The 11,886-nt window shown below is 62.5% G+C and carries 14 protein-coding genes; 10 read left to right on the top strand and 4 right to left on the bottom strand.

All coding sequences use genetic code 11. The features are described 5' to 3' along the window. The first annotated feature begins 44 nt into the window (after positions 1–44). From ATI14_RS11045 to ATI14_RS11000, 10 genes are read left to right on the top strand one after another with little or no spacing between them, the layout of a single operon-like run. Positions 45–1,004: a YbgA family protein gene (locus tag ATI14_RS11045; protein WP_016971206.1), complete on the top strand. Its 960-nt coding sequence runs from the start codon at positions 45–47 to the stop codon at positions 1,002–1,004. A 15-nt stretch (positions 1,005–1,019) separates the two neighbouring features. Continuing rightward, complete coding sequence (locus ATI14_RS11040; protein ID WP_031319787.1) at positions 1,020–1,949, top strand: MerR family transcriptional regulator; 930 nt, start codon at positions 1,020–1,022, stop codon at positions 1,947–1,949. Beyond that, positions 1,950–3,395 (top strand): deoxyribodipyrimidine photo-lyase, encoded by a 1,446-nt coding sequence (gene phrB, locus ATI14_RS11035; protein WP_016971208.1) that lies wholly within the window; start codon positions 1,950–1,952, stop codon positions 3,393–3,395. Then, the gene (locus ATI14_RS11030; RefSeq protein ID WP_016971209.1) at positions 3,388–3,810 is read left to right on the top strand and encodes a nuclear transport factor 2 family protein; all 423 of its coding nucleotides are present in this window, start codon (positions 3,388–3,390) and stop codon (positions 3,808–3,810) included. Before phrB ends, ATI14_RS11030 begins: the two co-directional genes overlap by 8 nt. Beyond that, on the top strand, positions 3,807–4,589 hold the full coding sequence (locus ATI14_RS11025) for an SDR family NAD(P)-dependent oxidoreductase (RefSeq protein ID WP_016971210.1): 783 nt from the start codon (positions 3,807–3,809) through the stop codon (positions 4,587–4,589). Before ATI14_RS11030 ends, ATI14_RS11025 begins: the two co-directional genes overlap by 4 nt. Further along, positions 4,586–5,833 (top strand): NAD(P)/FAD-dependent oxidoreductase, encoded by a 1,248-nt coding sequence (locus ATI14_RS11020; protein ID WP_016971211.1) that lies wholly within the window; start codon positions 4,586–4,588, stop codon positions 5,831–5,833. Before ATI14_RS11025 ends, ATI14_RS11020 begins: the two co-directional genes overlap by 4 nt. Continuing rightward, positions 5,830–6,639: a DUF1365 domain-containing protein gene (locus ATI14_RS11015; protein WP_016971212.1), complete on the top strand. Its 810-nt coding sequence runs from the start codon at positions 5,830–5,832 to the stop codon at positions 6,637–6,639. The genes ATI14_RS11020 and ATI14_RS11015 overlap by 4 nt, the downstream gene beginning before the upstream one ends. After that, positions 6,626–7,897 (top strand): SAM-dependent methyltransferase, encoded by a 1,272-nt coding sequence (locus tag ATI14_RS11010; protein WP_016971213.1) that lies wholly within the window; start codon positions 6,626–6,628, stop codon positions 7,895–7,897. Before ATI14_RS11015 ends, ATI14_RS11010 begins: the two co-directional genes overlap by 14 nt. Continuing rightward, positions 7,890–8,381, top strand: coding sequence for a DUF2878 domain-containing protein (locus ATI14_RS11005; protein WP_016971214.1), 492 nt, complete (start codon positions 7,890–7,892; stop codon positions 8,379–8,381). Before ATI14_RS11010 ends, ATI14_RS11005 begins: the two co-directional genes overlap by 8 nt. 54 nt (positions 8,382–8,435) lie before the next feature. Beyond that, positions 8,436–8,741: a YkgJ family cysteine cluster protein gene (locus ATI14_RS11000; RefSeq protein ID WP_016971215.1), complete on the top strand. Its 306-nt coding sequence runs from the start codon at positions 8,436–8,438 to the stop codon at positions 8,739–8,741. 135 nt (positions 8,742–8,876) lie between these two features. Here ATI14_RS11000 and ATI14_RS10995 read toward each other — a convergent pair whose 3' ends face one another. From ATI14_RS10995 to prmC, 4 genes are all read right to left on the bottom strand, one after another. Beyond that, positions 8,877–9,395, bottom strand: a complete 519-nt coding sequence (locus tag ATI14_RS10995) for an acyloxyacyl hydrolase (protein WP_016971216.1) — start codon at positions 9,393–9,395, stop codon at positions 8,877–8,879. A gap of 112 nt (positions 9,396–9,507) precedes the next feature. After that, a complete protein-coding gene (murI, locus tag ATI14_RS10990) occupies positions 9,508–10,302 on the bottom strand; it encodes a glutamate racemase (protein WP_016971217.1) in 795 nt (264 codons plus the stop codon). Then, the gene (gene moeB / locus ATI14_RS10985; RefSeq protein ID WP_016971218.1) at positions 10,295–11,050 is read right to left on the bottom strand and encodes a molybdopterin-synthase adenylyltransferase MoeB; all 756 of its coding nucleotides are present in this window, start codon (positions 11,048–11,050) and stop codon (positions 10,295–10,297) included. Before moeB ends, murI begins: the two co-directional genes overlap by 8 nt. Continuing rightward, positions 11,044–11,874, bottom strand: a complete 831-nt coding sequence (prmC, locus tag ATI14_RS10980) for a peptide chain release factor N(5)-glutamine methyltransferase (RefSeq protein WP_016971219.1) — start codon at positions 11,872–11,874, stop codon at positions 11,044–11,046. Before prmC ends, moeB begins: the two co-directional genes overlap by 7 nt. Positions 11,875–11,886 lie beyond the last annotated feature (12 nt).

Below are 11,886 nucleotides of genomic sequence, written 5' to 3'. Positions count from 1 at the left end.
TACAAATTTTCTTGCTTGTACAGGAATCTTGCAGAGGTTCGGCCATGTCCACCACCGTCAAACCGAAGATCGCCATCAGCGCCTGCCTGTTGGGCGAAAACGTGCGCTTCAACGGCGGACACAAACAATCCCTGCTGTGCAGCCAGACCCTCGCCGACTACTTCGACTTTGTGCCGCTGTGCCCTGAAGTCGCCATCGGCCTGGGTATCCCCCGCGAGCCGATCCGCCTGGTGGGCGACCCCGACCACCCGCACGCCGTCGGCACCGTGCACCGCGAACTCGACGTCACCCGGCCACTGGACGACTACGGCCAGCAAATGGCGGCAGAACACACCGACCTGTGCGGCTACATCTTCATGCAGAAATCGCCGTCCTGCGGCCTGGAACGGGTCAAGGTCTATCGCGACAACGGCACGCCCATCGACGGCGGCGGCCGCGGCATTTACGCCCAGGCCTTTTGTGCGCGCCACCCCAACTTGCCGGTGGAAGAAGCCGGCCGCCTGAACGACCCGGTGCTGCGGGAAAACTTCCTCACCCGTGTTTTCGTCTACGCCAGCTGGCAGCAATTGCAGGCCGAAGGCGTGACCCGTCACCGCCTGCTGGCCTTTCATTCGCGCTACAAATATTTGTTGATGGCCCACAGCCCGGCGCACTACAAAAGCCTCGGCCACCTGCTGGGCAGCATGGACAAGGGGTCGAACCTGAACGAGTTGGCCGAGTGCTACTTCAGCGACTTGATGACCGGCCTGAAAAAATGCGCCACCCGCGGCACCCACACCAATGTGCTGCAACACATCAGCGGCTATCTCAAGCAGGCCATCAGCGCCGACGACAAGCAGGAAATGCAAACCGTGATCGGCCAATACCGCCACGGCATCGTGCCCCTGGTGGTGCCGCTGACCCTGCTCAAGCACCACTTTCGCCAACATCCGGACCGCTACATTGCGCAGCAGGCCTACTTGCAGCCGCACCCGGAAAATCTCAGCCTGCGTAACGCGATCTGACCCATGAAAAGCACCCTGAAACCTGCCCTGCAAGACGAACCCGGCGAAGACATCGCCAAAGCCCTCGAGGACGGCTGGTTGCCGATTCGCGAAGTGGCGCGCCAGACCGGCGTCAACGCCGTGACTCTGCGCGCCTGGGAACGCCGTTATGGCCTGATCGTGCCGCAGCGCACGCCCAAGGGCCATCGGCTGTTCAGCGCCGAACACGTGCAACGCATTCACGCCATCCTCACCTGGCTCAACCGTGGCGTGCCGGTCAGCCAGGTCAAAACCCTGATCGATTCCGCCCTGTCCGTACCCGACAGCGTTGAAAACGAATGGCACGCGCTGCGCCAGAACCTGGTGACAGCCATCAGCGAACTGGCCGAGCGCCGGGTCGATGACGCCTTCAATCAAGCCATGGCGCTGTACCCGCCGCGCACCTTGTGCGAGCAGTTGCTGCTGCCGCTGCTCAAGGAACTCGAGCAACGCTGGCAGGGCCAATTCGGCGCGCAGATGGAGCGGGTGTTTTTCCTGTCCTGGCTGCGCAGCAAGTTCGGCGCACGCATTTACCACAACAACCGTCAGTTGCAGGGCGCGCCGCTGTTGCTCGTCAACCATTCCGATTTGCCGCTGGAGCCGCACCTGTGGCTCAGCGCCTGGCTGGCCAGCAGCGCCGACTGCCCGGTGGAGGTGTTCGACTGGCCGCTGCCCGCAGGCGAGCTGGCACTGGCGGTGGAGCACCTGAAACCGCGTGCCGTGTTGCTGTATTCGAGCAAGTCCCTCCATTTGTCGGCAATCCCCAAACTTCTGGGCGGTGTCAGTTGCCCAATCCTGATTGCCGGACCAACGGTATGCATCCACCAGGCCGAGTTGGCCGTATTAACCCGTGACACCCCTGAATTGTTCGTGGCCGAAGACCCTTTGGCGGCCCACCAGATACTGATCCAGCGTGGAATCGTTTAAATGCACTTGATCTGGCTGCGCACCGACCTGCGCCTGCACGACAACACCGCCCTGACCGCCGCGAGCCAGCGGGGGCCGATTGCCGCTGTGTACCTGATCACGCCCGAACAATGGCTGGCCCACGATGACGCGCCGTGCAAAGTCGATTTCTGGCTGCGCAACCTGGAAAGCCTGAGCCGGGCGCTCGGCGAGCTGAATATTCCCCTGTTGATCCGCACCGCCCCGACCTGGGACCAGGCGCCAGACGTGTTGCGCACACTGTGCCGGGAACTGTCGGTGGAATCGGTGCACGTCAACGAGGAATACGGCATCCACGAAACCCGTCGCGACGCCGCCGTGGCCAAGGCCCTGGAAGCTGACGGGGTGACGTTCCACAGCTACCTTGACCAACTGTTTTTCCAGCCTGGCAGCGTGCTGACCAAAACCGGCACGTACTTCCAGGTCTTCAGCCAGTTTCGCAAAGTCTGTTACACACGCCTGCACAGCGCCTTGCCGCGCACCGTGGCGGCGCCCAAAGCCCAGGCGCCAATCAAGCTCAATAGCGACCCGATCCCCCAATCGGTCGAAGGCTTCGAACCACCCAGCGACACCCTGCGCGCCCTCTGGCCCGCCGGTGAAGACGAAGCGCGCCGCCGCCTCGACGCCTTTGCCGATCAGCAGATCAGCTATTACAAGGACGAACGCGACTTCCCGGCCAAACCCGGTACCAGCCAGTTGTCGGCCTACCTCGCCGCCGGCGTGGTATCGCCGCGCCAATGCCTGCACGCGGCGCTGCAAACCAACGGTGGCGAATTCGAAAGTGGCGACATGGGCGCCATCACCTGGATCAACGAACTGCTGTGGCGCGAGTTCTACAAACACATTCTGGTGGGCTACCCGCGGGTCTCCAGACATCGCGCCTTCCGCCCCGAAACCGAAGCCGTGGCCTGGCGCCATGCACCCAAGGACCTCGCCGCCTGGCAGGAAGCGCGCACCGGCCTGCCGATCATCGACGCAGCCATGCGCCAACTGCTGGAAACCGGCTGGATGCACAACCGCCTGCGCATGGTGGTGGCGATGTTCCTGACCAAGAACCTGCTGATCGACTGGCGCGAAGGCGAGCGCTTTTTCATGCGCCACCTGATCGACGGCGACCTGGCGGCCAACAACGGCGGCTGGCAATGGAGCTCGTCCACCGGCACGGATTCGGCGCCGTATTTCCGGATTTTCAGCCCGCTGAGCCAGTCGGAGAAATTCGACAGCGAAGGCGTGTTTATCAAGCACTGGCTGCCGGAGCTGGCGTCGCTGAATAAAAAGGAAGTGCACAACCCCGAAGCGGTCGGCGGCCTGTTTGGCGTGGCGGATTATCCGCGCGCGATCGTCGATCTGAAAAAATCCCGGGAACGCGCGTTGGCCGCCTTCCGCAGCCTGCCATCGCGCGAAGCCGCCGGAGGCATTCATGAGTGACTTCCTGCGCAAGTTCGCCCAGGCCTTTGCCACGCTGGACAAGCACAACCTGCACCTGCTCGACAGCTTGTACAGCAAGGACATTGCCTTCGCCGACCCGCTGCACGAAGTCCACGGCCTGCCTGCGATGCACCGCTATTTCGCCGAGCTGTACAGCAACGTCACCCAGCTGCGTTTCGATTTTCACGGCTTCGACGAGGTGGCTGAAGGCGAAGGCTACCTGCGCTGGAAAATGAGCTTCTGTCACCCGCGCCTGGCCAGGGGCAAGGTCATCCGTGTGGAAGGCTGCTCGCACCTGATGTGGCGCGACAAGGTGTACCGCCATCGTGACTATTTCGATGCCGGCGCCATGCTCTATGAACACTTGCCGGTCATTGGCCGCGTGATCGGTTGGCTGAAAAGGAGAATGGGATGAGCACCACACCGCCCCGCCGTTATTGGTTGACCGGCGCCAGCAGTGGCATCGGCGCGGCCCTGGCCGTGGAACTGCTCATGAGCGGCGCCCATGTCGCGCTCAGTGCGCGCACCAAAGGCCCGTTGCAAGCATTGGCTCAGCGTTTCCCGGGGCAAGTACTGGTGGTGGCCGGCGACCTGACCAACAGCCAGGTCGTGCGCGAAATCGGCGAGCACATCGGCGTGGTCTGGGGCTCGCTCGACACCGTGATCCTCAACGCCGGCACCTGCGAATATGTGGACGCCCGGCAATTCGACGCGTCCATCGTCGAACACGTTGTGCGCACCAATTTGCTGGCGAGCAGTTACTGCATCGAAGCTGCGTTGCCGTTGCTGCGCGCCGGGCACAGGCCGCATCTGGTGGGCGTGGCCAGCGCCGTGACCTACCTGCCAATGCCGCGCGCCGAAGCCTATGGCGCGTCCAAGGCGGGCCTGCGGTATCTGTTTGAATCCCTGCGCATCAGCCTGTCGCCGGAGAACATTGATGTGACGGTGATCAGCCCGGGTTTTGTCGACACGCCGCTGACCGAGCGTAATGACTTCCCGATGCCCCTGAGCTGGCCGGCCGACAAAGCGGCCAAACACATCTTCGCCAAGCTGGAAAAACGCCCGCTGGAAATCGCTTTCCCCGCGCTGTTTATCGCCACGCTGTGGCCGCTGTCGAAGCTGCCCAACCGCGCGCAACTGATCATCGGCAAACGCATGCTGCGCAGCCCGCCGCCGCACAAGGACAACCTGTGAAAATCGCCATTGTCGGCAGTGGCATCGCCGGGTTGACCAGCGCCTATCTGCTCAGCCGTCGCCACGACATCACGCTGTTCGAAGCCGGCGACCGCATCGGCGGGCACACGCACACGGTGAACGTGACGGTAGAGGGCAAAAGCCACGCGGTGGACACCGGATTTATCGTGTTCAACGACTGGACCTACCCCAACTTCATTCGCCTGCTCGGCCAGATTGGCGTGACGTTCAAGCCCACCGAGATGAGTTTTTCGGTGTGTGACCAGAACGAAGGCTTCGAGTACAACGGCAATAACCTCAACAGCCTGTTCGCCCAGCGCCGCAATATTTTGTCACCGGGTTTCTGGGGCATGTTGCGCGACATCCTGCGCTTCAACCGCCAGGCGCCGCTGGACCTGCAAGAGCAACGCATCAGCGCCGAGATGACCCTGGGTGACTACCTCGAGGCTGGCGGCTACGGCGAGCGGTTTATCCGGCATTACATCGTGCCGATGGGCGCGGCGATCTGGTCGATGCCTTTGTCGGACATGCTCGGTTTTCCGCTGCAGTTCTTTGTGCGTTTTTTCAAGAACCACGGTTTGCTCTCGGTGAACAACCGGCCGCAGTGGTGCGTGATCGAGGGCGGGTCCAGCCGTTATATCGAGCCGCTGACCCGCAGCTTTCGCGAACAGATCCGGCTCAATTGCCCGGTGCATCGGGTCGAGCGCAATGCCGAAGGCGTGGTGGTTCACAGTGCCGCGGGCAGCGAGGCTTTCGACAAGGTGGTGTTTGCCTGCCACAGCGACCAGGCGCTGGCCTTGCTGGGCGACCCGAGCGTTGCCGAGCAACAGATTTTGGGCGCCCTGCCCTACGCCGATAACGACGTGGTGCTGCACACCGACACCCGCCTGCTGCCCGACCGCAAACTGGCCTGGGCCAGCTGGAATTACCGGCTGATCGGCAAGACGCAGAACCAGGCGGCCGTGACCTACGACATGAACATCCTGCAAGGCATCGACAGCCCGACCACCTTTTGCGTCAGCCTCAACCAGACGCCGATGATCGACCCGCTGAAAGTCCTCGCGCGGTACACCTACGCTCATCCGCAATACAGCCTGGTGGCCGTGGCGGCGCAGGCGCGCTGGGAGGAACTGCACGGCACCCGCCATACCTTTTATTGCGGCGCTTATTGGGCCAACGGTTTTCACGAAGACGGCGTGGTCAGCGCCCTGCGCGTGGCCCAGGCCTTTGGGGAAACCCTGTGAACAGTGCCCTGTACAGCGGCTGGATCGCCCATCGCCGATTCTCGCCCAAGGCCCACGCCTTTCGCTACCGCATCGGCCTGCTGTACCTGGACTTGAGCGAACAGGACGAAGTACTCGGCCTGTCGCCGCTGGCCGGCGCAAGCCGTCTGGCCCCCTTCGGTTTTCGCCAGCAGGATTACCTGCGTGAATTGACGCGCAACGGCATGAGCTTGACCGATGCCGTGCGCCAGGAAGTCGGCAAGGCACTGGGGCGCGAGCCTCGGGGCGTTATCTGCCTACTGACCCAGGCCCGCAGTTGGGGCCTGGCTTTTAACCCTGTGAGTTTCTTCTACTGTTTCGAGGCCGACGGGCAACTGGCCGCGATCCTGTGTGAAGTGACCAACACCCCGTGGCGCGAGCGCTACCACTATGTGTTGCCGGCCCAAACCCGGAGCGCCGAGCAACACCAGCACTTCGCCGTAGCCAAGGCGTTTCATGTGTCGCCGTTTTTGCCGCGTGACCTGGAATACCGCATGAGCTTCAGCCCGCCCGCCACCCGGCTCGGCGTGCACATGGCCGACTGGCAAGGCACGCACAAAGTCTTCGACGCCACCCTGAGCCTGCAACGGGAAGTGCTGAACCGCGCCAGCCTGCATCGTTACCTGTGGCGCTTTCCCTGGATGACCGCCAAAACCTGCCTTGCGATTTACTGGCAGGCCGTGCGCCTGTTTCTCAAGCGCACACCGATTTTTTCCCATCAGGCCGCCGATGGCGCCTCTCGCACCGCAGTCGGGTATACCAAGGATCGCCGCCATGAAAACCCCTAGCTTATCGGTCAAGGCCAACCGCCTGAACGTCAATGGCCTGACCACCGCGCTGCTGCGCAAGGCGGTGCTGCGTCAACTCAGCCAACTGCGCCACGGCCAGTTGGTGGTGATTGAAGACGGCGAACGCCAGGTCTTCGGCGCCCGGGAAGCGCATTTGTTGGGGGAAATCCAGATTCTGGATTCAGCGGTGTGGGGCCTGGTGGCGGCCAATGGCTCAATCGGCGCAGGCGAAGCGTTTATCCACGGCTACTGGAGCAGCCCGGACCTGACCGCCGTGGTGCGCGTGATGGTCAGCAACCTCGACGTACTCGATGCCCTGGAAGGCGGCCTCGCGCGCCTGGCCCGGCCGTTCACCCAGGGCTTGCACTGGCTTAACCGCAATACGCGCAAGGGCTCGCAGAAAAACATCGCGGCCCACTACGACCTGGGCAACGACCTGTTCGAAGAGTTTCTCGACCCGACCATGATGTACTCGGCCGCGCAATTTCTGACCGCCGATGACACTCTGGAACAGGCGCAACTGAACAAGCTTGAACGCATCTGTCAGAAACTTGCGCTCAAGCCCACCGACCACTTGCTGGAAATCGGCACCGGTTGGGGCAGCATGGCGCTGTATGCGGCGCAGCACTATGGCTGCAAGGTGACCACCACAACCTTGTCCAAAGAGCAGTTCGCCTACACCGAAAAACGCATTGCGGCGCTGGGGCTGCAAGGCCGGGTCACTCTGTTACTGCAGGACTACCGCGACCTCACCGGCGAGTACGACAAGCTGGTGTCCATCGAGATGATCGAAGCCGTGGGCCATCGCTTCCTGCCGACCTACTTCAAGCAATGCGCGCAATTGCTCAAGCGCGACGGCCTGATGTTGCTGCAAGCCATCACTATTCGCGAACAACGCTTCGAACAGGCCAAAAACAGCGTCGACTTTATCCAGCGCTACATCTTCCCCGGCGGCGCGCTGCCCTGTGTGCAGAACATGTTGCAGATCGTCAGCCGTGACACCGACATGAACCTGCTGCACATGGAGGACTTCGGCCTGCACTACGCGCGTACGTTGCGCCTGTGGCACGAAAACTTCCGCCGCGCCCATGGCCGTCTCGCCGAGCTGGGCTACGATGAATATTTCCTGCGTTTGTGGGAATTCTATCTGTGCTACTGCGAAGGCGGGTTTATGGAACGAACGATTGGTACCGCGCAGCTGCTGCTGGCCAAGCCGGCGGCGATCAACCCGCCTCTGCTCGGGCGTTTCAGTGCTTAAAACGCTGGCCAATGCCGTGCTGTTCCAGTGCGGCTGGTTTGCTTGCGTGCTCGGCGGTGATAGTCGCTGGTTGCTGGTGGGTGGGGTGGTACTGGCTATCCACCTGTTGTGGACAAGTTCGTGGTCGGCCGATGGGCAAGCCATCCTCGCCGTGACCTTGCTGGGCACCGTCATCGACACCACGCTGCGTACCTTTGGCGTATTTCATTTCAGCTTTCCTGGCCCGCTGATTCCTTTTTGGCTGATCCTGCTGTGGGCGCTGCTTGCCACCACCTTGCGCCATTGCCTGGCCTGGAGCGCCCGGCCCTGGTGGCGCGCCAGTTTGTTGGGCGCGGTAGGCGGGCCGCTGTCCTATTACGCGGGCAGCCAAATGGCCGGGGTGAATTTTGGCTACGGCACGGTGCCGACCGTGATCGGCCTGGCGGTGTTGTGGGCCCTGCTGTTTCCCTTGCTGCACTGGATTGCACGGCAGCTGGGGCACTGACGTCCGTCAGAGCATTCATACGCCGCCAACGCGCTTGCCTTACACTGCGCGCCTATGACAAACATCCGTCTCACCCAGATTCCCGAACCCGCCGTCACCTGCTCGACGTGCGCGGCCTGTTGCTGCCAGCTGGAAGTGATGCTGATCACCGACACGGGTGTTCCGCAGCGCTACATCGATACCGACGACTGGGGCGGTGAAGTGATGCTGCGCCTGGACGACGGCTGGTGCGCAGCGCTGGACCGGGACACGATGATGTGCACGATCTACGAGCGACGGCCGCTGATCTGCCGGGAGTTCGAGATGGGCGCCCCGGAGTGCATCGAGGAACGCCAGGGCATTGCGACGGCGTATCGCTGATTCCCGAATAAATGGAGATTCAACTGTGGGAGCTGGCTTGCCTGCGATGCAGGCACCTCGGTCCATCAGTGACACCGAGGTGATGCTATCGCAGGCAAGCCAGCTCCCACAGGGGTATTGCGGTGGACTTGGGATCTATAGCGGCAAGGTGTAGTGCAACGAGTAGCTCTCAACCCCATCGTTATTGCTGCTCAGCCCGGCGTTGGAATAGTGCGTGGCACGAATGCCCACCTCATGCCCACCGGCAAAGCGCAGGCCGAAGCCCAGACGGTCTTCGAACTGGAAGGCCTGGCCAATATTGTTGTCTTCCAGCCTCGTGCGCGAGAACACCGCCACGCCGATACCGGCCTCGATGTAGGGCTTCACCGACTGCCCGGCAAACTCATACACAAATACCGGCGAAAACGACAGGCTGCTCGCACCGGCGCGCTTGTCGCCGTCCCAATAGGTGTAGGCGCCGCTCCAGTAACCGGTCAGTCGGCCGGTATCGCTCTGCCACCAGCTTTTATCCCAGTCCGACGTCAGCCCCAGGCGATAAGTCATGGTCGAATCGCTGGTGCTCCCCACACCGAACTCCAGGCCGGCAGCCTGGGCTGAAACCGAGTGTCCCACCACAGCGGCCGCAATCGCAGCCAAACAGAACAAGCGCTTCATAAGAAACATCCTTTCCAAACGAAGTTATAGGGTTTTATGCAGGCTATCTCGCTATAGAAGCTGGCGTATAGACGGAAGTTCCAGCGTATAACGCCGGTGTTTCACGAATTTTTCACGCGCCAAAGCTTCGCACAACGCCGGGGTATTTCCATAGTGTCGGTAGGATATTTCTGAGGTGATCGGCATCACCACTGGTCCAAAAATGTGCTGGCTCAGGGGTGGCAGTGGCCAGCAAATCACGCTCGCCCAGCAATCGCTTGAGCTGGCGCGCCACGGCGGCGCCGGTGTCGATCAGGATGATGCTGGGGGGAAGCATCTGCGCCAGAAGCGGCTTGAGAAAGGGGTAATGGGTGCAGCCAAGGATGATGGTGTCGCAACCGGCACTGAGCAGCGGTTCGACATAACCCTGCAACATCCGGCGCAGGGCCGGGCTGCACAGGTCGCCGGTTTCAATCAGCTCCACCAGGCCCGGGCAGGGCTGGGTGATAACACGCACATCCGTGGCAAAACGGTCGAGCAAGGCCGCGAACTTGGCGCTTTGCAGGGTGCCGGTGGTAGCGAGTACACCGACCACACCGCTGCGCGTGGCGGCGGCGGCGGGTTTGACGGCGGGTTCCATGCCTACCAGCGGCCAGTCCGGGTAGTCCTGGCGCAAATCCGCGACGGCGGCGACGGTGGCCGTATTGCAGGCAATCACAAAGGCCTTGGCGCCACGCTCGCGGAAAAACCCGGCGACCACACGCGAGCGTTGCAGAATGAACGCCGGGGTTTTCTCGCCATAAGGAATGTGCCCGCAGTCAGCCACGTAAAGCAGCGATTCCTGAGGCAATAATTGCCGGATTTCATCCAGCACCGACAAGCCGCCGACGCCGGAATCGAACACACCGATCGGCGCGTCCTTAACCATGTTGCGTCCCGCACACGGCGCAGCCGGGGTCGCGTTTGACGCGCAGCTCGCGAAACCGCGTGGTCAGTGCGTCGATCAGCAACAGACGGCCCACCAACGGCTCGCCAAACCCGGCGAGCAGCTTCAAGGCTTCCAGCGCTTGCAGGCTGCCGACCACACCCACCAGCGGGCCGACCACGCCGGCTTCGCTGCAAGTCAGTTCGGTGTCGCTGCCGTGTCCGTATAAACAGTGGTAACACGGGCTGTCTTCGCGGCGCGGGTCGAACACCGACAATTGGCCTTCAAGGCGAATTGCCGCGCCGCTGATCAATGGCTTGGTGGCGGCCACGCAAGCGGCGTTGACCGCCTCGCGGGTAGAGAAGTTGTCGCTGCAATCAAGCACCACGTCCACCGCCGCCACTGCGGCCGCCAGTGAATCGGCATCCAGCGCGCTGCGATGGGCGACCAGCGTGATCTCGGGGTTGATGGCACTCAGGCGACGCAACGCCGAATCGACCTTGGTCTGCCCCACGCTGTCGGTGTCGTGGATGATCTGGCGCTGCAGGTTGGTCAGGTCGACCGTGTCGAAGTCTGCCACATGCAGCTCGCCCACTCCGGCGGCGGCCAGGTAAAGCGCAACCGGTGCGCCGAGGCCGCCGAGGCCGATGATCAAGGCGCGGCCATTTTTCAGGCGCAACTGGCCGTCGATGTCGACATGCTGCAACAAAATCTGCCGGCTATAGCGCAACAGCTCCTGATCGGTCAGCACGGCCGACGCCCCAGGGTAATACGTTCGTGGCTGCCGAGGTCGACGCGGCTGTGGACTTCCTCAAAGCCCTCGCCACACAGCAGGTCGCGCACGGCCGCCGCCTGGTCGTAACCGTGCTCGAGCAACAGCCAGCCGCCGGCATTCAGATGGGCCGGGCTTTGCGCGATGATCACGCGCAAGTCGTCCAGGCCATCGTGGCCCGCCACCAGCGCACTGGCCGGCTCAAAACGCACATCACCGGCCGCCAGATGCGGGTCGCTATCGGCGATATACGGCGGGTTGCTGATGATCAGGTCGAAGCGCTGGCCTTGCAGGGCGCTGAACCAATGACTGTTCAGCACGGTGGCGTTTTTCAGATGCAGACGCTGGCGGTTGCGCTCGGCAAGGGCCACGGCCTCAATTACACGATCCACCGCGGTCACTTGCCAGGCCGGGCGCTCACTGGCCAGAGCCAGGGCAATCGCACCGCTGCCGGTGCCCAGGTCGAGAATGTTGGCGGGGGTGGCCGGCAACAATTCCAGCGCAGCCTCCACCAGCATTTCGGTTTCCGGGCGCGGAATCAGCGTGTGGGGCGCGACTTCCAGGTCCAGCTTCCAGAAACCTTGCTGGCCGAGGATATAGGCCACCGGCTCACCGCCGCGACGGCGCTGCAAGTAGTCGGCAAACTTCAACGCATCTTCGCTGCTGACGATTTTTTCCGGCCAGGTGTGCAGGTAACTGCGCGATTTCCCCAGGGCTGCGGCCAGCAACAGCTCCACATCCAGGCGCGCGGTGGGCGAGTCCGGCAGGTCGGCGGCGCGCAAAAGGCTGGCGATGATGGTCATTTATTCACCTGT

It is taken from the genome of Pseudomonas tolaasii NCPPB 2192 (genome assembly GCF_002813445.1).
GTDB lineage: Bacteria > Pseudomonadota > Gammaproteobacteria > Pseudomonadales > Pseudomonadaceae > Aquipseudomonas > Aquipseudomonas tolaasii.
The sequence above is the reverse complement of the archived record's forward strand: the minus strand, read 5'-3'. Positions and strand labels throughout refer to the sequence as shown.